This window comes from Paenibacillus sp. SJS-P3, from assembly GCF_056711585.1.
The window spans coordinates 433,033-457,809 of record NZ_CM160043.1; the positions used below are offsets into that span (position 1 = coordinate 433,033).

The 24,777-nt window shown below is 62.9% G+C and carries 20 protein-coding genes; 14 read left to right on the forward strand and 6 right to left on the reverse strand.

Annotated elements, in window-relative coordinates:
- Positions 1–40 precede the first annotated feature (40 nt).
- The 3 genes from AC06G8_RS02000 to AC06G8_RS02010 form a co-directional block, all read right to left on the reverse strand.
- Positions 41–934 (reverse strand): hypothetical protein, encoded by an 894-nt coding sequence (locus tag AC06G8_RS02000; protein ID WP_480284255.1) that lies wholly within the window; start codon positions 932–934, stop codon positions 41–43.
- An 84-nt stretch (positions 935–1,018) separates the two neighbouring features.
- Positions 1,019–1,975, reverse strand: a complete 957-nt coding sequence (locus AC06G8_RS02005) for a TRM11 family SAM-dependent methyltransferase (RefSeq protein WP_480284256.1) — start codon at positions 1,973–1,975, stop codon at positions 1,019–1,021.
- Between the two features lie 55 nt (positions 1,976–2,030).
- Entirely contained in the window at positions 2,031–3,293 is a 1,263-nt protein-coding gene (locus AC06G8_RS02010; protein ID WP_480284257.1) for a WYL domain-containing transcriptional regulator, read from the reverse strand.
- Between the two features lie 146 nt (positions 3,294–3,439).
- Between AC06G8_RS02010 and AC06G8_RS02015 the strand changes: the two genes are divergently transcribed.
- The 7 genes from AC06G8_RS02015 (at position 3,440) to AC06G8_RS02045 (ending at position 13,961) form a co-directional block, all read left to right on the forward strand.
- A complete protein-coding gene (locus AC06G8_RS02015; protein ID WP_480284258.1) occupies positions 3,440–8,716 on the forward strand; it encodes an S-layer homology domain-containing protein in 5,277 nt (1,758 codons plus the stop codon).
- Positions 8,717–8,998: 282 nt separating this feature from the next.
- Positions 8,999–9,679 (forward strand): response regulator transcription factor, encoded by a 681-nt coding sequence (locus tag AC06G8_RS02020; RefSeq protein ID WP_480284259.1) that lies wholly within the window; start codon positions 8,999–9,001, stop codon positions 9,677–9,679.
- Complete coding sequence (locus AC06G8_RS02025; protein ID WP_480284260.1) at positions 9,676–11,097, forward strand: sensor histidine kinase; 1,422 nt, start codon at positions 9,676–9,678, stop codon at positions 11,095–11,097. Before AC06G8_RS02020 ends, AC06G8_RS02025 begins: the two co-directional genes overlap by 4 nt.
- Positions 11,098–11,101: 4 nt before the next feature.
- On the forward strand, positions 11,102–11,443 hold the full coding sequence (locus tag AC06G8_RS02030; RefSeq protein WP_447663552.1) for a hypothetical protein: 342 nt from the start codon (positions 11,102–11,104) through the stop codon (positions 11,441–11,443).
- A gap of 142 nt (positions 11,444–11,585) precedes the next feature.
- Complete coding sequence (locus AC06G8_RS02035; RefSeq protein ID WP_480284261.1) at positions 11,586–12,521, forward strand: ABC transporter ATP-binding protein; 936 nt, start codon at positions 11,586–11,588, stop codon at positions 12,519–12,521.
- On the forward strand, positions 12,518–13,231 hold the full coding sequence (locus AC06G8_RS02040; protein WP_480284262.1) for an ABC transporter permease: 714 nt from the start codon (positions 12,518–12,520) through the stop codon (positions 13,229–13,231). The genes AC06G8_RS02035 and AC06G8_RS02040 overlap by 4 nt, the downstream gene beginning before the upstream one ends.
- 1 nt (position 13,232) lies before the next feature.
- On the forward strand, positions 13,233–13,961 hold the full coding sequence (locus AC06G8_RS02045; RefSeq protein ID WP_480284263.1) for an ABC transporter permease: 729 nt from the start codon (positions 13,233–13,235) through the stop codon (positions 13,959–13,961).
- A 220-nt stretch (positions 13,962–14,181) separates the two neighbouring features.
- On the opposite strand, the gene AC06G8_RS02050 is transcribed toward AC06G8_RS02045, so the two are convergent.
- Positions 14,182–15,549: a carbohydrate-binding protein gene (locus AC06G8_RS02050; protein ID WP_480284264.1), complete on the reverse strand. Its 1,368-nt coding sequence runs from the start codon at positions 15,547–15,549 to the stop codon at positions 14,182–14,184.
- Positions 15,550–15,761: 212 nt separating this feature from the next.
- On the opposite strand from AC06G8_RS02050, the gene AC06G8_RS02055 reads away from it, so the two are divergent.
- Positions 15,762–16,691 (forward strand): aromatic acid exporter family protein, encoded by a 930-nt coding sequence (locus AC06G8_RS02055; protein ID WP_447663557.1) that lies wholly within the window; start codon positions 15,762–15,764, stop codon positions 16,689–16,691.
- A 417-nt stretch (positions 16,692–17,108) separates the two neighbouring features.
- On the opposite strand, the gene AC06G8_RS02060 is transcribed toward AC06G8_RS02055, so the two are convergent.
- Positions 17,109–18,023 (reverse strand): LysR family transcriptional regulator, encoded by a 915-nt coding sequence (locus AC06G8_RS02060; RefSeq protein WP_447663558.1) that lies wholly within the window; start codon positions 18,021–18,023, stop codon positions 17,109–17,111.
- 197 nt (positions 18,024–18,220) lie between these two features.
- Between AC06G8_RS02060 and AC06G8_RS02065 the strand changes: the two genes are divergently transcribed.
- Positions 18,221–19,288, forward strand: a complete 1,068-nt coding sequence (locus AC06G8_RS02065) for a branched-chain amino acid aminotransferase (RefSeq protein ID WP_480284265.1) — start codon at positions 18,221–18,223, stop codon at positions 19,286–19,288.
- 444 nt (positions 19,289–19,732) lie between these two features.
- On the opposite strand, the gene AC06G8_RS02070 is transcribed toward AC06G8_RS02065, so the two are convergent.
- Positions 19,733–20,977, reverse strand: coding sequence for an MFS transporter (locus AC06G8_RS02070; protein ID WP_480284266.1), 1,245 nt, complete (start codon positions 20,975–20,977; stop codon positions 19,733–19,735).
- Between the two features lie 331 nt (positions 20,978–21,308).
- Here AC06G8_RS02070 and AC06G8_RS02075 point away from each other — a divergent pair, with 331 nt between their 5' ends.
- The 5 genes from AC06G8_RS02075 to AC06G8_RS02095 are packed head-to-tail and all read left to right on the forward strand — an operon-like array spanning position 21,309 to position 24,719.
- A complete protein-coding gene (locus AC06G8_RS02075) occupies positions 21,309–22,205 on the forward strand; it encodes an ABC transporter ATP-binding protein (protein WP_480284267.1) in 897 nt (298 codons plus the stop codon).
- A 37-nt stretch (positions 22,206–22,242) separates the two neighbouring features.
- A complete protein-coding gene (locus AC06G8_RS02080; RefSeq protein WP_480284268.1) occupies positions 22,243–22,986 on the forward strand; it encodes an ABC transporter permease in 744 nt (247 codons plus the stop codon).
- Between the two features lies 1 nt (position 22,987).
- Positions 22,988–23,404 (forward strand): hypothetical protein, encoded by a 417-nt coding sequence (locus tag AC06G8_RS02085; protein WP_480284269.1) that lies wholly within the window; start codon positions 22,988–22,990, stop codon positions 23,402–23,404.
- The gene (locus AC06G8_RS02090) at positions 23,320–24,120 is read left to right on the forward strand and encodes a sensor histidine kinase (RefSeq protein ID WP_480285368.1); all 801 of its coding nucleotides are present in this window, start codon (positions 23,320–23,322) and stop codon (positions 24,118–24,120) included. Before AC06G8_RS02085 ends, AC06G8_RS02090 begins: the two co-directional genes overlap by 85 nt.
- Positions 24,117–24,719, forward strand: a complete 603-nt coding sequence (locus AC06G8_RS02095) for a response regulator transcription factor (protein ID WP_480284270.1) — start codon at positions 24,117–24,119, stop codon at positions 24,717–24,719. The genes AC06G8_RS02090 and AC06G8_RS02095 overlap by 4 nt, the downstream gene beginning before the upstream one ends.
- Positions 24,720–24,777 lie beyond the last annotated feature (58 nt).

Genomic DNA, 24,777 nt, shown 5'->3' on the forward strand with positions numbered 1-24,777 from the left:
CCCCAGCTTATTCAACGCCGCCCGAGCTTAGAAGGCAATCTCACAGCCTGCCGTATGCGCGCAGCGTAAGCAGGCGCTGGAGCGTGACGAAGCCCCGCCATTCCATCTCCGCCGCCGGACTCAAGGCAGGGAAGGACATCGGCCAGCCGCCGTCCTCCTCCTGCTCTCTTTCCATCGCATCCAGATGCTCCTCCACGGCAACATCCTCGATGAATTTCCTCGCGTAAGCATTCGGCTCCGGCGCCCAGTCCAACACTTTGTGGACGTAGCCTTCGGCATGGAAGTCCAGGCCGATGACGCCCGGCTTCTGCAGCCAGGCATCCAGACGGCGCAGCAGCGGCTCGGCGCGTTCCCGGTCGGGAGCCGCGTTCAGGAAAGCGATCCAGTGGACGCCTTCGTGGTAGCCTTGCGGCTCCCGATCCGGATCCCTCTCCAGCATCCTCCACACCGACCGTTCGGCTGCCTGGAACCAGTCCTGTCGGGCAAGTTCTGTCCAGCCGCTGCGGTAGAAGAGCCCGAGCAGCGTGCCAGTCGGGTTGATGGAGGGGACGGAGGTATCCAGCCCTTGCCACCAGGGGGAGAGCGGCCAGCCGGCCGCATCGCCGCGAATGATGGGCCAACCTCCTTGGGGCAGTGAAGCGGCCTCCAGCCACCGCGTGATGCCGTCCTCCAGCTGCTTGTCCCTCAGACCGGTCTCGGCGATCACATCCAGGGCAGCCTCCAGCGGCACGGGCTGGCTATGCGGGCAGCGAATGTCAGGCTCAAGCGCATGGCCAAAGCCTCCATCCGGGTTCTGGTAGGCTTTCAGCGCCTGCAGGACGGCTTCGGCGGAGCCTTCCTCCCAGTGGAAGCGGAAGCGGAGGCGGTCGATCAGACGGGCGTTCAGAAGCAGAAAGGAACGGGCTTTTTCCAGCGATGCAAAATGGGGCGGCATACAGGAATCCTCCTCGCAAATTGAGTTCGGCCCCAGTATACCGCCTTCATCCTGACAGCATGGATGTCATGAATTTCTTGGCGATCAAACGCAAAGATGCAGAAAACGCACGAAGCTGCCTTTGGTCAGGCGGCAGGTCTCGCGGATGGAGAAGCCGGCCTCCCGGATGAGCGGCTCGATCGGCTCGGTCGTCAGGATGACGGCCCGTCCCGCCAGCCGGCGCAGGGAGGCAAGCATCTCCAGCTGCTCCTCCGGCGGCGACACGGAGCAGAGATTATAGGGCATGTCGAGCAGGGCGGCGTCGTAATGCCCTTCCAGGCTGCGCATGTCCGCGATCTGGACCAGCTCTTCGGGATAGCCGAAATGCCGCAGATTCTCGCGTGCCCCGACCGCCGCGAGCGGATTGAGGTCGCCGCCCCGGATGTCGATGTCCATCGAGAGAGCTTCCAGCAGCACGGTGCCGATGCCGCAGCAAGGATCGAGCGCGCGTGCGCCGGAGACTTCCGGCACCGCGATGTTGACGGCGGCCCGCGCCGCCCGGGCGGGCAGCGCCGTGGAATACTGGCGCGGCTTGGCGTTCTGCCGCAGCCAGACCGGCTCGGCGGAAGCCATCTCGCCGCACAGCCAGCGGCCGTCCAGCAGCGCGGCGCCGAACACGGTCTCCGGCCGGCGCAGGTCCGGCTCTCCATGGATGGCCAGCCCGAGCTGCCTCTCCAGAGCAAGGCGGCCTTCATTGTCGGGCTGGCCCGGCGCACCCGTCTTGGCGTAGCGCACGCGGAAGGTGCGTTCGCCGGCGGACAGGCCGGCCGCCCGCTCCAGCAGCTCCTCCGGGGAAGCAGCGTCGATCTCGACCGCGAGGCGCTGCTTCAGGAATGGACTGCGGCTCGGATCGAGCCGGCGGCTGTGGATGAAGGCATCCGCGTCGGACGGCAGAGTCAGTCCGGGGAAGAGACAGCGAAGCTCCAGGGAGCAGAGCTCGGCCTCGGATTCGTGGCAGGCATAAGTATAAAGATAACGAAGGATTTCGTCGCTAGCAGGCATAGAGTATCGGTTCCTTTTCGTCGTCAGGCATGAGGAAGGCGGAATCTCCCGTTTGTCAGGAGCATCCGCTATCGGAATCTTCATTGTACCTCTCCAGCACGGAGGCCGCCATAGAGGCGACAGCCGCCCTAAGCTCGGGGGGCGACAGCACCTCCGCATCCAGTCCCATTCCGTAGAAAAAGCGGATCGCCCATGTCCATTCGGTAGCCGGGCAATCGAAGCGGAGCTCCCATTCCTCATCGCCGACCTGCTCCACGAGCTCGCCGACATGCTCGTCCTGCTCGGCCAGCAGGGAGCCCCGGTAGGTGAGGCGGACCGCGACGGGAATGGCGCTGCCGACAGGGCATGCGGCAGCCGGCATGGAGGAGGGGGAGCGGGAGCATACGCTGTCCCCGGCAGGACCGCCGCTGCAACAGGCGGCGCCGTCTCCAGCGTTCCCATGCGCTGCAGCATGGCTGCCTGCGGGCGATGCGGGTACTTCAGCAGCGGGGGCCTCCGTCTCGTTGGCCGTCGCGCCGCCGCCGTCTGGCTCGCCGCCGGAAGCCGCGACGCCACCCGCGCAGGCTGGCTCGCCGCCGCAGGTCGCCCTGCCGACAGATGCCGTCGCACCGCCAGCCCCGGCTGCGTCCTCTATCGCGCCTCGAGGGGCCTCCCGGCAATCCGGCGCCCCCAATCCGGGGCTGCCGGCTTCACTGCCCTCCTCCAGCGGCTGCAGCTCGTCCATCCGGTCGACCCGGAACGTCCGGGCTTCGCCATGCAGAGGCGAGAACGCCTCGCAGTACCAGAACCCATGCGCCGCATACACCCGCATAGGATGCAGCTCCAGCCAGCGCCGGCTCGTCTGGGAGCGGTACAGCGTCCGCAGCCTCCGCGACTCGGCGAGCAGCTCCAGCAGGAGCGGGAGCATTGGGGAGCGGACGGTGCGCCGGGGCACCTCCAGATGCATTTTGCCCAGAATCGGCTCGACCTGCTTCAGCGTCTCCTCCGGCAGCAGAGCCCGGATCTTGTCCAGCACCGTCCAGCGCTCCCGGTTGAACGGGCTGTCGCCGAAGCAGGTAACGGCATGCAGCGCGAACAGCGCCGTCAACGCCTCCTGCGCGTCGAGCTGGAGCGGAGGCAGCCGGTAGCCGTCCATCAGGCGGAAGCCGCCGCCGGGGCCGGTGGCGGAATAGAGGGGAACGCCCATTTCAGACAGCGACTGCATGTCTCTCAGTATCGTCCGCACCGACACCTCGAACCGTTCCGCGAGCTGCGCGGCCGTATAGGAATTGCGCTGCAGCGCGATCAGCAGGGCGATCAGACGGTCACTGCGGTTCATAGGCTACCAGCTCCTTTACCGTTTCTACACTTCGGGTTGACGCCTGATTTACAAATCTTCGATACCCTAGTTCCATTATGGTTTTTGAGAGAGCAACTATTATTGAAGCCTGCGGCCATCAGCCGCCGGGGAATGGAGTGAAGGCGTTGACAGCAGCTAGAACAGGCAAGAGCGGAGACATCGGCAGATGGCTCAGGCGGGTATTCCGTCGAAATGGAAAGAGGGCGGGAGCGGCCGCGCTGGCGGTCAGCCTGTCGGCGGGCATCCTGCTTCCTCCGGCGGCTTACGTCGCGCACGCTGCCGCTGTTCCCGGAGTTCCTCCCGTCATCGTGACCGAAATCGTTCCGGATAATGTCGGCACCGACGACTACGAGTTTTTTGAGCTGCACAATACGACCGAGCTTTCCCAAATCGTAACCGATTCGGTCTATTACCGCTACACCGATTCCAGCGGCAAAGCCGACGTCAAGTTCACCATGCCTGCGGGGACGGCGCTCCTTCCCCATGAGACGAAAGTGTTCTGGTACAACAACAGCGGCAAGACGCTGGCGGACTTCAACGGACATTTCAAAACCTCCTTGAGCAGCAGCCAGGTTGTCGAGGTCGGAGGCTTCACCGGCTTCGCGAACGGCGGCCAGCGGGCCGTCGTCTTGAAGACGGACGGCGCCGACACCGCCTGGGCGGCCTATCTGGGAACGGATGTCGCGGCAGGGCTCGGCGTCCAATACCAGGCCGACTACAAGCCGGAGGAGATCAAGCTGGAGCTGAAGAGCCCGCCGACACCGGGGTCGGTGAAGCCGGAGCAGCTGTCTCCGCCAGGGCAGCCGCCGGTCGAGCCGCCGGTCCAGCCGGACAAGCCGGTCATCCGTCATCAGGCGCCCGCAGCTGCGGACGGCGGGGCTGATCTCAAGCTGACAGCCGCGGTGGAAAGCGCTGAAGGGACGGCGATGCCGACCGCAGCGGGAAGCGTCTATTACCGGACGGTCACCGACCAGGTCTACGCCAGCGTTCCGCTGACGGCGGAAGCCGGAGGAGCCTCGCTGTCGGGAACGGTTCCGAAGGATGCGCTGAAGGAGAGCAGCCTCGTGTACTACATCCAGGCGGACAGCGCGGCGGGAGCCGTCAGATCGGATACATACACCGTACCGGTGAACGAGCTGAAGCCTGACCCGCAGAAGCTGCCCGAGCTGCTCGTCACCGAGGTCGTGCCGGACAGCACCAACGTCGGAAGCAGCGACGGCTACGAGTTCGTGGAGATCTACAACAATACGGACCAGCCGCTGAGCTTCGACGACTACAAGCTGTATTACCGCTATACGGACAAAGGCCCTTCGGCCGACCTGACCTGGCCTTCCAAGCCGGAAAATATCGTTATTCCGGCCCGCGGCACGATCGTCCTCTGGGTGATCAACGGGCCGAACGCCGCCCTGACGGCGGCGGACTTCAATGCCAATTACGGAAGCTCCCTCGTCGAGGGCGTCAATCTGTTCCGCATGGAAAATTCCGGCATGGCCAACGGAGGTCTCAGAGGTCTTGTCGCGGGCACAAACACGCATGAGGATATATCGGCTGCCTACTATGTGAAGGAAGACGTGGCCGTCAACAAAGGCATCCTCTATCAATATCCCGGAGACGGCGGCACGGTCATGCGCAAAGGCTGGCCGGGACTCGAAGCCGCGACGCCGGGAAGGGTCAAGGACTGGCAGGTCCCGTCCGTGCCCGTCCATGTCGCCGCCGACGCCGAGCCGCCGGCCGTCCGCGATCTGACGGGCGCCGCCGAGGCGGATCAGGCCCGCGATCTGGACATCAAGCTGGAGGTCACGGACAACAACCGCGTCAAGTCGGTTCGCCTCTCCTTCCGGACGGACCGCCAGCAGACGCCGACGACCGTGTATTTGACGCAGGATTACAACGATACCCTTTATCATCATCTGATCTCCTCCGCCGAGCTGATCGGCAAGAAATACCTGGAATACTCGGCCGAAGTATCCGACGGGCAGAATGTGACGTCGCTGCCGGCGGTGCGGATTCCCGTCACCGGAGGAGCGGAGCAGGCCGCGCTGCGGCTGAACGTCAAGGACGGCCAGTTCGTGAAGGGCGTGCATACGCTCAAGGCAACGTCGGAGACCGACGCCCCCGAGCAGCTGCAGCTGTCCGTCGACGGGCAGACGGTGACCCAAGGAACCTATGCCGCGCTTGAGCATGACGCGTATTTCGCCTTCGAGGCGACTGCGGTGGACTATTATTTCAAAAATGCGGTTACGATCGGCGATGAGATCCTCTATACGTTCATGGATCCGATTCCGTCCTGGAAAACGCTCGTTTATCCGATCGACAGCTCCAGGCTGAAGGCGGGCGCGAACGGCATCTGGATCCGCGCCGGCTCCAAGTCGGGTCCGTTCGACGATCGTCCGGAAGAGAACAAGGACGACTTTCAGATCCGCAACGTCCGCCTGATTCTGGCCGACGGGACGGAGCTGTACGATCCGGCTTATGCCGACCGGAGCAAGGAAATCCTCATGGGCGATTCCGCCGGCAAGCATGTCGGGCTGGAATTCAAGTTCGCCCTGCAGCAGGAGCAGCTTCGCTCCAAGACGCTGCCTTGGGATACGACGCTGCTGAAGGACGGCAAGCATGTCGTGGCGGTCAAGGGAGCCTCGGGGCAGGCAGCCGCGAATGTGATGGTGGACAATACCGCTCCGAGCATCGTTCCTTCCATCCAGGAAGGCCAAGTGTACAGAGGAGCGTTCAAGCTGGATGCGGCCGTCACCGACGCCGGCTCCGGCATCCGGGCAGGCTCGGTCGAAGCGCTGCTGGACGGCAAGGCGATCGCCGTTCCGTACGAGACGTCCTCCGCCAAGCTGCAGGCGGGCGGCCATACGCTGCTGATCCGCGCCGAGGACAACGTCGGCAACAAGTCCGAGCAGCGGGTCGCTTTCTCCGTGCCGGCCGAAAACCCGCTGCTGCCGGAGCTGCTGGCTCCGCTGGACGGCTCCGTCGTGGAAGGAGCTTCCGCAGGGCTGAAGGTGCGCGCGTCTGATCCCGAGGGCGACAAGCTGACCGTAGGCTTCTACAAGGGCTTTGCGTACGGCGCTTCCGAGACGTCTTCGTTCCAGGCGTTCTCCGGCGCGGCCGACACCGAGCCGCCGCTCGTCCTGAAGCCGGAAGGCGAAAGGGAACTGACCAAGGAGGAATACGCCGCGATCGCCGGCGGCGAAGGGGACAAGCTGACCAATGATTCGACGCAGCAGTTTCCTTATCACCGCTTCGAGGTGAAGCTGGACGCCGCCGTCAAGGCTCAGGACGAGGTCGTCCTGGAGTGGAAGGGCAGCTCGCTGCCCGGCCGCAAGGTGTCGTTGTACGCCTGGAGTCCTTCCGGCAACGTCTGGAAGCGTCTCGACCAGGCCATCGCCGGCGGGGAGGACTTCTCCCTGCAGGCATCCGTTCCGGCGGGAGACTACGCTGCAGGCGGCATGCTGAACGTCCTTGTCCAGGACGAGCTGCCCGCCAAGCAGGATCCGTACGACTTCTCCTTCGTCTGGATGTCGGACACGCAGTATTACTCCGAGAGCTGGCCCGAAATCTACGAGGGCAACACGAAGTGGGTCATGGACAACAAGGATGCCATGAACATCAAGTACGTCATCCATACCGGCGATATCGTCGACAAGGCCGATAGGGAAGAGCAATGGACGAACGCGCAGAAGGCGATGAGAATGCTGGACGACGGCGGGATGCCTTACGGCGTGCTGGCGGGCAACCACGACGTCGGCCATCAGAACAACGACTACAGCAGCTACTGGAAGCATTACGGGGAGGACCGCTTCAAGGACCGTCCGTATTACGGGGGCTCGTACAAGAACAACCGGGGCCACTACGACCTCATCTCCGCCGAAGGCAATGATTTCATCATCGTCTACATGGGCTGGGGCATCGGCGAGGAGGATATCGCCTGGATCGACAGCGTGCTGCAGCAATATCCGGAGCGCAAGGCGATTCTGGCGTTCCATGAATACCTGCTCGTCTCCGGCAACCGGGCTCCGATCGCCGACGACATCTACGAGCATGTCGTGAAAAACAACAAGAACGTGTTCGCGGTGCTCTCCGGCCACTATCACGACGCCGAGACGCTGGTCGACGAGATCGACGACGACGGGGACGGCAAGCCCGACCGCAAGGTGTACCAGATGCTCGCCGATTATCAGGGAGCGGAGAAAGGCGGCCTCGGCTATATCCGCCTGATGCAGTTCGATCTGAAGAACAACCAGGTGCACATCAAGACTTACTCTCCTTATCTGGACGATTACAACTACTACGATCCGTCGGAATATCCGGGCAAGGATGAGCTCGATCTGGATGTCGATCTGACCCCGGTCGTGAAAAGGGTCGCCACCGATTCCATGTCCGTGAAGGTCTACACGGCGGATCGGATCGGCGAGGCGCAGGCAGCGAGCGGCGCCGAAGCTTCGGCGGCATGGAACGGGCTTGAGGCCGGCCGCAAGTATCAATGGTACGCGGCGGCAAGCGACGAGTACGGCGGCTACGCCCGCTCGGACATTTGGAGCTTCCGTGCGGCAGGAGACGCGGCAACGCCGATGCCTTCGGAGCCCCCGGTGACGGAGCCTTCGGAGCCTCCGGCGGCAACGCCGACACCGAAGCCTTCAGAGACTCCAGTCACGGAGCCTTCAGAGACTCCGGCGGCAACGCCAGAGCCGTCGCAGCCTCCTGCAGCGACGCCGACGCCTCCGGTGACGGCTTGGCCGACGCCAACGCCGACGCTGACGCCGACGCTGACGCCAACACCGACGCCAACGGGTTCCCCTTCGGCTTCGCCGACTCCGTCGGCAACGCCTGGCGCGACGCCGACTCCGAAGCCGGAAATGGAATTCAAGGATTTGCCGTCAACTCATTGGGCAGCCTCGGCCATTTCCCGGGCGGCAGTCCTCGGCATCGCGAGCGGCTACGGAGACGGCAGCTTCAAGCCTTCGGCGGGAGTATCGCGCGCCGAATTCGTGGTTATGCTAGGCCGGGCTCTCGGCTTGCAGGATGCAGCTGCAGCGAAGGGTCCGGGCTTCAAGGATCAGAAGGCGATTCCGTCGTGGGCTAGCGGCTACGTCGCCGCGGCCGTAGAAGCCGGCTGGCTGAGCGGCTACGAGGACGGCACCTTCGGGCCTGGACGTACGGTAAGCCGTGCCGAGATGGCCGTCATCGCGGCCAAGGCGATGGGACTCAAGGGCGCGGGCAAGCCAACCTTCGCCGACGCGGCCAAGCTGCCGGCGTGGGCGGCCGGTTCCGCAGCGGCGCTGCAGCAGGCAGGCCTGATTCAAGGGGTGGAAGGCAACCTCTTCACGCCGGGACAGAATGTAACCCGCGCTCAAGCGGTGACGCTGATCTTGAATATGCTGGACAGCGGCAAGCTTTAATCCGCTGACGGCAAACGATAGACAAAGACGATAGGTAAAGCGATAGATCTCGTTCATAAGTACAAGTGCAAGCCGGCTTCGTTGCGACGAAGCCGGCTTTTTTTTCATGGAAAGCTCCAATAGATCCATGCAAGCCGAATGGCGAAGCGGAAAAAAAGAACCTGTCGGCGGGACGGCTTTAAACGATTTTTAACTTTCCATGCGGCAAGGGCCGTTCTATCATGAAGGAATGGACTTGGAACGGGATGGGAACATGCTGAAGACGGACAGGAGGTGCGCCCGATGGCGGCACACGCAAGGATTCTCTACATCGAAGACGACGCCGAGATCGGCGCCTGGCTCGCGGACGATCTTGCCCGCAGAGGCTACGAGGTGACGTGGCTGCAGTCGGGCGAGATGGCGGAGGAGCATGCCGGAGCGGCCGACGTAGCCGTTCTGGACGTCATGCTGCCGGGCCTCGACGGCTTCTCGGTCGGCAGGAGGCTCAAGAAGCGGCGCCCCGAGCTGCCGATCCTGATGCTGTCCGCCCGCACGGCGGTCGAGGACAAGCTGCACGGCCTCGGCTTCGCGGACGATTACGTGACCAAGCCGTTCCATCCCGACGAGCTGGCCGCCAGGCTGGAGGTGCTGCTGCGCCGATCGGGGCAAGGCGGAGAAGAGGCGGTCCTCGTCGGCCATCTCGAGGTGCGCCCCCGGGAGCTGACGGTGACCGATTCCCGCAGCGGAGCAGAGATTGCTCTCACGCCCAAGCAGCTGCAGATTTTGCTGTACCTGCTTCGTCATGCCGGGCGCATCCTGACCAAGGAGCAGATCTACGAAGCGGTCTGGGGTGAGCCGTATATGGAGGGGGACAAAACCGTCATGGTGCATATCCGGTACCTGCGGGAGAGAATCGAGCTGGATCCGGCCCAGCCGCGGATCGTGGAGACGGTCCGCGGCATCGGATACCGGGTCAAGCCGTGAAAAGGCTGTTCGGGGCCGCGCGCCGGCCGTCCCTGCTGGCTCGTTATCTCCTGATCATTTTGTCGGCCCTTGTCGTGCTGCCTGTCGCCCTGCTCATGGCAGGAACGGGATCGGTCGTCATCTCCGGGCTTGTCTCCCCCAAGGAGAGGGACAATCCGTATGCGGACACGAGCAGGCTGATCGAAGAGTGGCGCCGGGAGGCGGCCTCGCTCCAGCATGCCGATCCGGAGACGATCGTCCGCAGCCTGGAGTCGTGGCGCAGCCGCTATCCCCGGTCCAGCGTCTTCTGGGTAGACGGCGAAAGCCGTCTGCGGGCAAGCCTGCCCTTCAACGAGAACCTGCCCCAGCTGTGGTCATCCGTCTACACGGTGGATTTCATGAAGGAAGCGGTCAACGGGACGAAGTATTCGGTCGTTGCTTTCATCGGCAAGGATGGCGAGCAGGGCTTCATGGCCATGCAGGTGCCGCGATATCTCACGCTGCCTTACGGACAGCGGCTGGGGATGCTCGGAGGAACCGCATATACGGCCGGAGCCATTGTCCTTCTGGGACTGTTCCTCACGGTCAGCTTCTTGTTCTTCAACCGCATCCGCAAGCGGCTGGTCAGGCTGCAGGCGGCGATGGAGCAGCCGTCGGGCAGCGGGCTGCCGCTGCCTGTGGAGGTGTCGGGAGCGGACGAGGTCGGCCGCCTGGAGGCAAGCTTCAACGGCATGGTTCGGGAGCTCGAGGCCGGACGCCGCCGCGAAGCCGAGGAGGAGTCGCTGCGGCGCGAGCTTGTCGCGCGGCTGTCGCATGATCTGCGGACCCCGCTCACCGTCGTGCGCAGCCATGCGTACTCTCTGGAGCGGGAGCCGCTGAGCGGCCAGGGCCGCAAGTCGGTGGCGCTGATCGGCGGCAAGCTGGATTACCTGTCGCAGCTGATCGAGAATCTGTTCTCCTACAGCCTGCTGTCCGCGGGCAAATATGCCTACCGGCCGGAGAAGACGGATATCGTGCGGCTGGCGAGAACGCAGCTGGCCGCCTGGTATCCCGCCTTCGAGCAGGCCGGCATGGAATTGGAGCCGGATCTTCCGGATGCTCCCGTCTATTGGCATGCCGATCCTCACTGGCTGGAGCGGGTGCTGGACAATCTGCTGCAGAACGCCCTCCGGCACGCCTCTTCAGGAGGCTGGACGGCTGTCCGCATCGTCGAGGACGGGGGAGGCGGACTCATCATCGAGGATAAAGGCCCGGGGCTTGGCGGCGTCTCGCCGAACAAGGGAAGCGGACTCGGCCTGTCCATCGTGCAGCTGATGCTGAAGGAGATGGGTCTTCGCAAGGAAGTGAGCTCCGGCGAAGGAGGAACGACGATTGCGGTCAAGCCGGAACAAGGCAGGGTGAAGGCTCTGGTTTCGGTTCCGACAAAAGGAGATGAGTAAGTCCATGTACGTCAAAGTCTATTCCTACCGGATCAAGCCGGATAAGCGGCATGAATTTTTGGAGCTGCAAAAAAAGGCTGGAGAAAGATACGGAAGGGAACTGGTTTTCCGCACGCATTACTTGAACAGCAGCAGCGATCCCGATTCATGGATGGAACTGACCTGGTACAAGGATGAAGAGACGTATCGGAAAGGGATGCGGCAGCTGGAAGGAGATGAGGAGCTTAGCGGGCTGTTCCGTTCCTTCGAGGAGCTGTTGGCCGAGGGGACGGCAGTAGCCGAAATGGATTATGAGGAAAGACTGGTGCTGGAGGTCGGCCGTGCCTTGGAAGACGAGGAGAGCTGATCGGCCCATAAAAGCTTGGAGGAGCCGAGGGCGGCGGGCCCTCGGTTCTTTTCTTTCACAGCGCTTTTTAACCGCTTTTTAACCTTGTCCCGCCCCGGATTTTAACCTCGGCCCGTTACGATGGAGGCAGAGGTGATTCGAGATGAAGATGATGAGGCAAGCAGGCGGCTCCTGGCTGCTGGAAACGAAAGGCTTGACCAAGAAGCTTGGCGGCAAAGCGGTGGTCCGCGATGTGGACCTGCGGATTGGGGAAGGAGACATCTACGGCTTCCTCGGTCCGAACGGAGCCGGCAAGACGACGACGATCCGCATGCTGCTCGGCCTCGCCAAGCCGACGAGAGGAAGCGTGACGGTATTCGGCAAAAGCTTGGCGGCAAACCGGATGGACATTCTCCGGCATGTCGGCTCGCTGGTGGAATACCCGTCGTATTACGGCCATCTGACCGGTACGGAAAATCTGGAGGTCATCCGCAGGCTGCTCGACGTGCCCAAGGAAAGAATCGCCGAGGCGCTCTCGATCGTGCGGCTGGAGAAGGATGCCCGGCGCGCCGTCAAAGGCTACTCGCTCGGCATGAAGCAGCGGCTCGGCATCGCGGCCGCGCTGCTCGGCAACCCGAGGCTGCTCATTCTCGACGAGCCGACCAACGGCCTCGATCCGGCGGGCATCCAGGAAATGCGGGAGCTGATCAAAAGCCTTCCCGGCGAGCGGGGGGTGACGATCCTGCTCTCCAGCCATCTGCTCTCGGAGGTCGAGCTGATGGCGACGAAGGTGGGCATCATCAGCAGCGGCAGCCTGATCTACGAGGACAGCATCGCCAGCCTCAAGGCCAGGACGGCAGGCAGGATCCGGTTTTCCGTCAGCGAGCCGGAAGCCGCGTGGCAGCGGCTGCTGGAGCTCGGCTTCGAAGCCGAGCGCGACCAGAGCAGGCTGACGGTAGGCGGCGCGGCGGACCGGACGGTGGCCTCGATCGTGGCGGAGCTGGTCCGGCGCGGCCACTCCGTGTATCGGGTGGAAGAAGAGAGGTCGTCCCTGGAGAGCGTCTTCCTGGAAATGACCGGGACTGGAGGCAGCCTGTGATCGGCCGCATGCTCTCGGTGGAGCTGCTCAAGATCCGCCGCAAGCTGCTTTGGCTGCTCGCCGCGCTCGGCCCCATCGGCGTCATCGGCCTGCAGGCCGTCAACTACGGCTTGCGCTACGACTATCTGATGAAGCTGTACGCCGACGATCCTTGGCGGGGGCTGCTGCTCCAGGCAGGCTCCTTGATGCTGCCGGCGCTGTTCATCGGCCTGGCGCTGGTCGCCTCCATGTCGGCGGGCATCGAGCATCATGCCGGCGCATGGAAGCAGCTGCTCGCTCTGCCGGTTACCCGGCTGCAGGTGTTCGCGGGCAAAGTGCTGCTGTCGCTCCTGCTGCTGCTGGCCTCCTGCACGCTGCTCCTGCTGCTGACTCTCGGAATGGGCTTGCTGCTCGGCTTCGACTCGCACGTTCCATGGGCAGACATCGTCCGCATGTCTTACCTGCCCTGCTTGGCCGCTCTCCCCTTCATCGCCCTGCAGAGCTGGCTGTCGATCATCATGGCGAATCAGGCGCTGCCTCTTACCGTCGGCACGCTCGGCATGGTGTTCTCCATGTTCAGCGTGCTGATGCCCGAATGGATGCCCTGGAGCTGGCCCGACCGGGCCGTACGCTCCGCCGACGCCCTGCAGGCCGCGGGCTCGGGCCTTGCCCTGGGCATGCTCGTGCTGCTGATCGGTTACGCCCATTTTGCCCGGAAGGACGTGAGCTGACATGGCGAGATTATTGGCATCCGAATGGATCAAGCTGAGACGCTCCATCATCTGGCTGCTGCTGCCGGCCAGCCCGCTGCTCGCATTCGTCGCAGGCTGGAGATCCGGTCTCAGCTACGAGGGAGCTGCGGCCTGGAGGGAGGTGCTCGCAGTCGGCGCGACGGTGCACGGGTACTTCTTTCTCCCGCTGCTGGTCGGCATCTTCGCCGCTCTGCTCTGCCGCTTCGAGCACGCTTCCGGCGGCTGGAAGCAGCTGCTCGCCCTTCCCGTCCGTCCTGCGGCTGTCTACGGAGCGAAGCTTGCGACGATCATGGCGCTGGTCGCCATCCTGCAGCTGCTGCTGTTCGCCGCCATCGTCTTGGCGGGGCTGCTGCGCGGGCTGGATGCTCCCGTTCCTTGGGGCATGGTCGGCATGTCGGCTTTCGGAGGCTGGCTCGCCTGCCTTCCTCTGGCCGCGCTCCAGCTGCTCGCGTCCACTGCTTTCCAGAGCTTCGCGGCGCCGCTCGCGGTCAACGTCGTATTCACGCTCCCCAACATGCTCGTCGCCAACTCGAAGGACTTCGCTCCCTGGTACCCTTGGGTGCAGCCGCTGCTGGCGATGGTGCCGCAGGATGCGTACGGCTTTGGCGCGTTCAACGTCTCTCTCGAGACTTTGCTCGCCGTCATCGGGGGCAGCTTCCTCGTCTTCCTCGGGTCCGGCTTGCTGTACTTCGTCCGGAGAGCGGTCTGATGGAGCCGGCGGACTTCCGTGGCGAAGAGCGGGGCGATAGGTACCTAGCCTTGAAGTGGTTGACGGATTGAAAGCCAGAGACCGGATTTCTAGACGCAAAAAAAAGCTGCTCCCGAACGCCAGTCAGGCGCTTTGGAGCAGCTTTTGCTTTTTTATCCGCATTCAGCTGATGCAGGCTTGTATCCCGGCATTCAGACGCAGCAGGCTTGCATCACGGCATTCAGCCGAAGTAGGCCTTCATCGCATTGGACCAGGCGTAGCCGGTCGTCGCGTCCCAGTTGATCGACCATGTCATGACGCCGCGGAAGCCCGCGTAGCCGGCCGGAGTCTGGAGCGTGTAGCCGCCGCCGAACGACTGGTCTTTGGTGATGTAGTTCAGCGCCTTCACGATGTCGGCCGGAGCGGTGTAGCCGCCGCCCGCAGCGGCCGGCGAGGACGGCAGCCCGATGGCGACTTGGTCCGCGCGCAGGGCGGGGAACATGTTGGCGGTGTTGCCGGCTACCGCGAAGCCTTTCAGCAGCACTTCGGCCATGGCGACCTGGAAGTCGGCCGTGCCCTGGGAATAGGACTTGCCGTCGAGCGCTTGCATGGAGCCGCTGTTGTAATGCTGGACATGGATGTAGTCGAGCTGGTCGCGGACGGCATAAATGACGGGCAGGTAAGCTCCCCAGGGTCCGCCGTAGGCGACCTGGCCGCCTTGGACGTAAGCCGTCTCGGGAGCCATCGTCAGGTCGAAGCCGGAGCCGTACGAGGCCATGATTTCCTTGATGGCCGCGATCAGATTGACGATCTTGGGCGTCGTCGGATTTTTGAAGTTGGAATCGCCGCCGTTCAGGGAGAGAGAGGCGCCTTCCAGGTCGATGTCGATGCCGTCGAAGCCGTAGGTGCCGATGATGGATTTAAGAGAGCTGACGAAGCTGGCCTTGTTCGCCGCGGTTTCCAGATCCACCGTGGCGTTGGCGCCGCCGATGGAGATGTGGACGCGCTTGCCTAGGCTTTGCAGGTAGGCGACATCGGCCTTGAACTGCGCCGGCGTCGTCTGGAACGGTGTGAACGTGAGCGTCGCGTGGTCGCTGAGCGTCTCGGCGAAGCTGACGTTGATGACGTTGAAGTTGTTCGAGACGTTGCGCAGCGGGATGACGCCGGAGCCGTTGTCGAAGTTATGCCAGTAGCCGACGACCACTTTGCCGGTGGACGGAGTCGCGGTCGGCTTCGGCGTCGGAGTCGGGGTCACGGTAGGAACCGGAGTCGCGGTCGGAGTTGCCGTCGGTTTCGGCGTAGGGGTCGGAGTTACGGTCGGTTTTGGAGTCGGGGTCGGCGTGACGGTCGGAGTCGGTGTGGCGCTAGGCGTCGGAGTCGGCGTCGTGCCGCCGGTCGGCGTCCACAGCGCCGGCACGTTCGGCGGCTCCCAGCCCGCAAGGGCGGTATGGGATTGCAGGCATTTGTAATCCTTGCCGCTGTACGTGACGACGTCTCCGGTCTTGTAGGCGGTTCCGGGTGTCCAGGCCGCGGCGCCGAATACGGTGGCCGGCAGCAGCGAGACGAGCAGCAGAAGGACGAGCGTCATGGCCAAGCCTTTGCTTTTCATAAGTACATCCCCTTTCGCAGCGGCTCCTTCCTGGAGTCCGCCTCTCTATTGGACCACGAAAGGACCGGGCGGATAAGGGATAAATTTCATAGGGGACAGGGCATATTTTCCTTTGCCGAAGATTTTCCGATTCGAAAAGGCCCGAGGGGGGATGGTATAATAGCTTATCTTATCGTTGAAGACGATTTCTTTATCTGACAAGGAGCCTCATCATGCGAATCGGATTTCGTACCTGGAAAACGGCCGTCGGAGTCAGCCTGTCCGTCCTCATCGCGCAGCAGCTCGGACTGCTCAACTTCGCATCGGCGGGCATTCTGACCCTGCTCTGCATTCAAAAGACCCGCAGGCAGAGCCTGTCGGCCATATTGGACCGGCTGTTCGCCTGTTTGATCGCCATCGCCATATCGGGGGCTTTCTTTGAATGGGCCGGCTATTACGCGCTTCTGTTCGTTCCCATCTATTTGATCCTGATTCCCCTCTGCGTGAAGCTCGGCATCCAGGGAGGCATCGCGAGCAGCTCCGTCATTATGATGCATGTCTATATCCATGAGGGCGTGACGCTGAAATTCATAGGCAACGAGCTTCTCCTCATCCTGATCGGGCTGGGGCTGGCGCTGATCGTCAACCTCTATATGCCTGGAATCGACCGCAAGGTGCGGGAGCTGAAGAACGGAATCGAGCAGCGCATGGAAAATATATTGCGCGAGCTGGCGCTGTATCTGAAGGAAGGAAGCACCCTCTGGGACGGACGCGAGGTGTTGGAGCTGGACAAGCTGCTGGACGAGGCGCGGAGCCTCGGAATCCAGGCGACCGAAAACGACTTCAGCGGGCGCCGCAGCTTGTTCTATGCCTATTACGAAACGCGCCGCAGGCAAGTGGAGATTCTGAAGATGCTCATTCCGCTCTGCTCGCAGGTCGACGGACGGCTGGAGCAGGGGGAGCGCATCGGCGGCTTCCTGCTGGATCTGGCCGACAACTGGAATTCCATTCCGGTCGGCCGGGATTACCATGCCAAGCTGCGCGCCATCCGCGACTATCACAAGGAGCTGCCGCTGCCGGAGACGCGCGAGGAGTTCGAGACGCGGGCCAGCCTGTACGGCCTTGCGAACGAGCTGGAACGGTTCATTCTGACGCTGGCGTAGGCCGGCGCAGAAGGAGCCGTTTTCTTCTTTTCATCAGGAGCCTGATTCCCAAAAGAAACATCGCGCTGCCGGCAGCTCGAGAAGCGCAGGCGCGGCGGAGGGAACGCCGGTGAAGCTCGTAGAAGGAAACAGCGCATGGAAGCACCTCGAGACTCATATCGATCAAGATAGCGTCTGGCGGAACATGTACAATGACATGTCCTGGTCCTGCGGCAGCGCGCTGCTAAGGCGCGAACGAGATCGCCGTCGAGGCGCATCAGCAGAGCAAGAGCAGGTGCAGGAGGGGAATTCCCGGCGGCCACCTCCGGGCAGCGGAATAAATGAAAAAACGCCAGCGAGGCGATCAGCTCCTGATCCCGGCGCTTGCGTTTTTTCTATGAAGAGAGGATAGCGTGGCCGGGAGGCGAAAAGGAGGCGTCAGCCGCTGTCCGCCGCGTCCTGCGTTTCGTTCAGCAGCGTCTCGATGAAGCGCTCGGAGCTCTTGGACAGGTAGCGGTCCCGCCGCCAGACGATGCCGACCTCGGAGTGGAAGCTTTCGCCGTCGAGCTCGCGCAGCTCGATGCCGGACATCTGGAACGAGGACAGCACGGAGCGCGGAAGGACGGTTGCTCCGATGCCTTCCGCGACAAGGGCCAGAATGACGGCGACGCTGGAGCATTCGCACAGGATATGCGGCTCGCAGCCGGCGCGGTGGAATTCCTCCAGCAGCTTCTCATGCATGGCGGTTGTCCGCTCGGTCTTCAAGGTGAGAAAAGGATGCTTGGCGAGCTCGGCAAGCGTAATCGGACCGGGACGCGCGAGCGGCCAGCCGGACGGCAGAATGGCAGCGAACGGATCGGAGGGCAGATAGGCGATCTGGTAAGCGGCCGGCTCGGCGTCGAACTCGAACGGCAGCCGGGTGACGATCAGCTCGATCTCTCCCGCGTCCAGCTCCTGTCCGAGCGAGAAGTGGTCGCCTTCATGAACCTTGAACGTCACCTCGGGATAGCGGGCATGGAACTGCCGGATCGGCTCCGGCAGCAGGGAGATGCAGGATACGACGGCTCCGACGGACAGCACGCCGCGGATGCCTTCCCCTTGCTCGCGCACCTGCTGGAGCGCATCGGAGAATTCCCGCATGAGCCGCTCCGCCCTTTCGAGCAGCAGCTTGCCGGCGGCGGTAAGCCTCAGGCTGCGGCCGGTGCGGTCGAACAGCCTGACGCCGAGCTCCTCCTCCATCTGCCTGAGCTGGCGGCTGAGCGGCGGCTGCTCCATATGCAGCGCGCGGGCGGCCCGCGTGATCTGGCCTTCCCGGGCGATCGTCGCGAAATAATTCAGCTGGCGCATATCCATATCGAAATCCTCCTATTTGGGGAACAATGGAAGAAAGGCCGCGAGCGGGCGCTCAGCGGCATCCATACCTGGAAGGTATGGGAAGCTGAATGAAACCGATCCTTTAACTATAGGGGATCAAGTGGTAGGATGACTAGTAGAAGAATGAACGGGACGCCCCCGGCGGGCAGACTCCCGGAGAGAGGAAGTTAAGAGTAATGGCATACGATTTCAAGCATGAGCGCACGGCTTCCCCGAGAACGAAGGAATCGCTTCAGGGCTCGGTATTCGGCACCCGCTTCACGGACCATATGTTTATTCTGGACTATGACAAAGGGCAGGGCTGGCATGACGGACGCATCGTTCCTTACCAGCCGATCTCGCTGGATCCGGCGGCCAAGGTGTTCCACTACGGCCAGACGATCTTCGAAGGGCTCAAGGCGTACCTGACCGCTGACGGCCGCGTCCTGCTGTTCCGTCCCCGCAGCAACATCAAGCGGATGAACCTGTCCAACGCCCGCCTCAGCATTCCGCAGCTCGACGAGGAGCTCGTGCTGGAGGCGCTGCGCCAGCTGATCCAGGCCGAGCGCGACTGGGTGCCGTCCGAGGAAGGGACCTCGCTGTACGTGCGTCCGTTCGTCATCGCGACGCAGCCGACGCTGGGCGTCGCTCCGTCCCATCAGTACAAATTCATGATCATCCTCTCGCCGGTCGGCGCCTACTACGCGGAGGGCGTGAATCCCGTCTCCATCTACGTGGAATCCAGCTACGTCCGCGCGGTGCCTGGCGGCGTCGGCGAAGCCAAGACGGCGGGCAACTATGCGGCCGGCCTGCAGGCGCAGGAGGAAGCGACGGCCAAGGGCTATTCGCAGGTGCTCTGGCTCGACGGCGTGCACCGCAAATACATCGAGGAAGTCGGCAGCATGAACGTGTTCTTCGTCATCGGCGAGAAGGTCGTGACGCCGGCGCTGAACGGCAGCATCCTGCACGGCATCACGCGCGACTCCGTCATTACGATGCTGAAGCACTGGGGCTACGACGTGGAGGAGCGCCAGCTCTCCATGCAGGAAGTCGCGGACGCCTACCATGACGGCACGCTGAAGGAAGCGTTCGGCACGGGCACCGCGGCCGTCATCTCGCCGATCGGCGAGCTGTACTGGCAGGGCGAGGCGATGCCGGTCAACGGCGGCAAGACGGGCGCTCTGTCCCAGCGTCTGTACGACGAGGTCACCGGACTGCAGCGCGGCGAGAAGGAAGATCCGTTCGGCTGGACGATGGAGCTGTAATCAGCAGCGGATCGCGAGATTTCGTCTCGCAGCCTTGTAATCGGACTCGCAGGCAACAAGACCCCTGGACACTCTTCAAGCGAAGAGATGTCCGGGGGTCTTTTTTTTTCGATCTTCGAGTTTGTGTGGAATTATGCGGAACGGCGGGGGCGGATTCCTTCTTGATCTCGCAGCGCCGATGGAAAGGGGTTGAACAACAATGCAAGGGACTGTCCCAAAAGCGGATGGCTTTGGGGGAGGCCGCTGAAAAACAAGCGAAGGGCGCGGAATCGTTCTGGAGAAACGAAAGTGGTCGCCTTTGTCACCGGATTTCAACCACAAAAACGGCAAGAATCAGAGGAATACGGGGACAACAGCGATCGGAAGAATGATCCGCGCACGCAACGGCACCTTTTTCAGTGCCCTCCTCTGGGGCAGCCCCTTTCTCCATCATCAAGCCAAGCTCTATAAAGCTGCCTGCGCCTGTTCGGGAGCTCGATGATTCAGGATCGGCATCATGACCATCGCTCCGAGGAGGAACAACAGCCCCGAGCCGCTGTAGATGGCTACGAGCGGGAACGCGCTCTTGAGCACGCCGGCGACGGACATGGATATGACCATCATGCCGATGAACATCGGATTCAGCACGCCGTTCACCCGGCCGACGATCGTTGGATGCGACCATTTCAGGATCATCGTGCTGATGCCGATGTGGATGCACGGGAACACGAGTCCGTTGACGAACTGGGTGACGAGCGTGAGCGGCACGCTCGTCGAGAAGCCGACGATGACGGTGCACACGGCTCCGACGAGCATGCCGGTCGCCAGCAGCAGCTGGGGAGAGACGCGCTTGGCGAACGTCGCCACGATTCCGCCCCCGATCAGCATGGCTACACCGCTCACCATGAGAAGATATTGGAGGAACTCCTTGTCCCGGCCGAGGCGCTCCGTCACAATGAACAGGTTGAGCGCCTGGGCGATGCCGACCGCGAGCCCGGCCAGGATGAAGGCCAGGCCCAGCATGCGGAGCACCTGGCTCTGCCAGACGTACCGGAACCCTTCCGCCAGCTCCCGGAAGAACTGCCCCTTCGCCGCAGCCGCGCGCGGCTGCGGGATATCCTTGGGCAGCCGGACGAGGACGAGCGCGGAGAGCAGGAAGGCGATGCCCATGACGGCGACCGACGTCTCCAGGCCGAAGCGGCTGTAGACGAACGTGCCGAGCATGGGGCCGAGCACCATGAACGTCGCCTGCAGAGATTGGAACAGAGCCATGCCCTGCTGCATCTGCGTCTCCGGCACATGCTGCTTGAACAGCCTCATTCCGGACGGCTGGGAGAACTGCGACAGAATGGCGGAGATGAAGGCGACGAGGTACACCGACTCCCAGGAGCCGAAATGGATGGCCAGCAGGACGACGAACACGGATACGGCGGACAGCAGGTCGCACCAGACCATGGTCCGTTTGGGCGGCCAGCGGTCGGCGAACGTTCCGCCGATGAACGAGAAGACGAATATGGGGGCGAATTCGGCTACGCTGATAAGCGATATGGCGTACGGATCGTTGTTCGTTTTCTCGGCGACAAAGAGGAGGATCGCGAAGTTCCGCACCCAGATGCCGATCTGCAGAAGCATGCTCGAGAGCAGGATCGTCTGCAGGAAACGGTTGCGGAAAAGGCTCGGAGGAGACTCCGCCGCGGATGGAATGCTCATGGTATCAACCACCTTTTTGGATGAAAAAAATTCGAGGCCCGGGCAGGCTTAATTGACCTCCGCATCCATTGTATGTGTATTCGGCTTCTAATTCAGGTCAAGTTTTCTTTTAATTGAATTTTCCGGAAAGTAAACGGACGGAAGTCAAGGAGCCGTGCCTGCATGATCGGCGAGGTCGGCCGGCCTCGTGAGCGGATGCCCTTATCCGGCGCATGACAACTGTCATGCGAAACGGATGATACGTTTGAATTCAAGTCCGTTCCCGCTTCCCTTAAGCTGAAAGCAGGTAGTCGAGCACGGCCGAACGAGGCCGAACGGGAGTGGAAACGAAATGAACCATGAGCCTGCCATCCAGATCGATGACGTGACGAAGCAATTCAAGGATAAAAAAGCCGTCGACCGCCTCAGCCTGAAGATCGAGAAAGGAAGCGTGACGGCGCTGCTCGGACCGAACGGAGCCGGCAAGACGACAACGGTCTCGATGATTCTCGGCTTGATGAAGCCGACGAGCGGCACGGTGAAGCTGCTCGGCGGAGATCCCCGCGATCGGGGGGCGCGAAGCCGGATCGGGGCGATGCTGCAGGACACGAGCGTCATCGATTGCCTCAAGGTCGGAGAGACGATCGACCTGTTCCGCAGCTACTACAGCCAGCCGCTCCCGCTGGAGCGGCTGCTGGAGATCTCCGGCCTCGGCGCGGAGCGGGGCAAGCTGGCGACGTCGCTGTCGGGAGGGCAGCAGAGGAGGCTGGGCTTCGCGCTGGCCGCGGCGGGAGACCCCGAGGTGCTGTTCCTCGACGAACCGACGGTCGGCATGGACGTCACGGCGCGCGCGCTGTTCTGGGATACCGTCCGGGCGATGGCGGGCAGGGGCAAGACCGTCCTGATGACGACCCATTACCTGGAGGAGGCGGATCAGATCGCCGATCGGGTGGCAGTCATCAGCCAGGGCAGGCTGATCGCCGACGGCACGCCGAGCAGCATCAAAGCCTCCGCGACGGGCCGCTGCATTTCGTTCACGGCCGGAGAAACGCTGACGCGCGACATGCTGCTCGCCGTTCCTGGAGTCGCGGATATCGACTGGAAGGGCAGCCGGGTGAAGCTGTACAGCGCCGACACGGACCGGCTGATCGGCGACCTGCTGGAGAGGAAGCTGCCGATGCGGGATATCGAGATCCAGAGCGGAGGCCTCGACGAGGCGTTCCAAAACCTGCTGAAGAAAGCCCAGTGACGAGGCAGCAAACCCCAATGCCAAGGAGAGATTCCCGATGAACCAAACCTATAGAGCGACATGGGCGCAGTGCCGCGCCGAAATGCTCCGCACGATCCGCAACCGCCGCTTCGTCTTTTTCTCGATCTTGATGCCGGCGGCTTTCTTCTTCATCTTCACCGGCACGATGGACGGAGGCGGAATACACAACTGGGCGGCGTATTACCTGATGTCGATGACCTCCTACGGCGTAGTCGGGGCGAGTCTGGTCACCTTCGCCCAGCGGGTGTCCAAGGAACGCGCCCAGGGCTGGATCCGGCTGCTCCGCATGACTCCGCTGCCTTCCGGCGCCTACGTCCTATCCAAGGCAGCCGCTCAAGGCGTCATCAATATCGGGCTTATTCTCGTCCTGTTCCTGACGGGCGGCTTGAGCAAGTCGATCGATCTGCCGGCGTCCGTCTGGATCGAGGCGGGCCTATGGATCTGGATAGGCGGGTTCGCCTTCATGGCGCTCGGCATGCTGCTCGGCACGATGAGGAACAGCGACGTCGTGCAGGTGCTGGCGACGATTCTCTATATGTCCCTCTCCATCGTCGGAGGCTTATGGATGCCCACCGCCACGATGCCGCAGATCATGCAGACGATCGCCAAGTTCACGCCGACGTATCGGATGGGCCAAGGGCCGTGGGCGCTCATCGGCGGGCAGCCGGTCGATTGGAGCGGGATCGGGGTGCTGGCTGTTTATATGATTTTGTTTATGGTAGTATCCGCTTATATCATGAAAAAACAGGAAGCGGTGTAGGATGGCCAAAAAAGGCAGGCGGCCCCGCTCGGGTCCGCCTATTTATTTCCCCCTCGTCTGGCTGGTCTACTTGACCTTTCCGGTCGCCAGCATCCTGCAGCTGCCGGCCGGGGAACGGGCGGCTTCGTTCGGGCTGCTCGGCGCGTTCAGCGCCGTGTATGTCTACAGCTTCCTCAAGCCGAAGCATCGTCTCGCGGGCATTTTGCTGCAGCAGGCGATCATCGCTTATTTCAGCGCGAGGCTCAGCATCAACTTTTTGTACATGGCGTTTTTCCCGTCCCCGATCATCGGCTTCCTGAAGTCGGGGCGCAGGCGGCGGCCGGATTGTCCGGCATGGCGCTCCTGTTCGCGGCCACGGTATGGCTGCAGAGAGATGATATCCAAGGCGGAGATCTGCTGCAGCTCGTCCCTGCGCTGATCATCATGCTCGTCATGCCGCTCGGCATCCGGATAGGGATGAGATCGCGCGAGCTGCGGGAACGATTGACCATGGCCGAGGAGGAGATCGCCCGCTTGTCCAAAAACGAAGAGAGGCAGCGAATCTCGAGAGACCTGCACGATACGCTGGGCCATACGCTGTCGCTCATTACGCTGAAGGGCGAGCTGGCCGAGCGGCTCGTGCGGGGAGACCCGGCGCGCGCCGAGCAGGAAGCCCGCGATATTCAAGCCGCCTCGCGGGCGGCCTTGAAGCAGGTGCGCGAGCTGGTGTCGGGGATGAACGGCGCGACGCTCCGGGATGAGCTGCTCCATACGCGGCAGATTCTGGCGGCGGCGGGCATCGCGCTGAACGCAGGGAGCATGCCGCCGGAGGGGATCGTGCCTGCGCTTGCGGACAATATCCTCGGCATGTGCCTGCGGGAGGCGGTCACGAACGCCGTCAAGCATAGCAAGGCTTCCGAGCTTGAGGTGCGCTGGTCGGCCGTTCCGGACCGGATGGAGCTGTCCATCCGGGACAACGGCAGAGGGATGGCGGAATGCCCGGCGGACGGACCCGGCACGGGCAGCGGGCTGGGGAGCATGAAGGAAAGGCTGAAGCTGATCGAGGGCAGCCTGGCGGTAAGCTCCGTTCCGGGAAAAGGGACGGAGCTGGTGCTGGCGGTGCCGCTCGTATCGAAAGGAGCCGTGAAGCGATGAAGGTCGTGCTGGCGGAGGATCAGGGCATGCTGAGAGGCGCGTTGGCGGCTCTGCTCGGCATGGAAGACGATATCGAGGTGGCGGGGCAGGCTGCGGACGGCCTGCAGGCATGGGAGCTGATCCAGTCGGTCAATCCGGATCTGTGCGTGCTGGACATCGAGATGCCGCTTATGACGGGACTGGATGTGGCGGAGAAGCTGAAGGAAAGCAGGCATCCGTGCAAGGTCGTCATCCTCACGACGTTCTCGCGGTCGGGGTACTTCCAGCGGGCCATGAAGGCCGGCGCGCGCGGCTTCCTGCTGAAGGATTCGCCCGTCAGCGAGCTGGCGGCGGCGCTGCGCACCGTGCATGCCGGAGGCCGCGCGGTGAGCCCGGAGCTCGCGCTCTCGTTCTGGGAGGCGGAAAATCCGCTGAACGAGCGCGAACGGGAAATTCTGAAGCTCGCCGGAGAAGGGCTGTCGGCCGGCGATATCGCCGGGAGGCTGTTCCTGTCGGCGGGCACGGTGCGCAATTACTTGTCGGAGGCGATCCAGAAGCTGGACGCCCGGAACCGGATCGACGCCTGCGCGATCGCGGAGAAGAACGGCTGGCTGGACTAGCCGTTCTTTTTTGCGTCCGCATGTGTCCGAATGGTCGCTGGGATAGAGGGTTAACCGA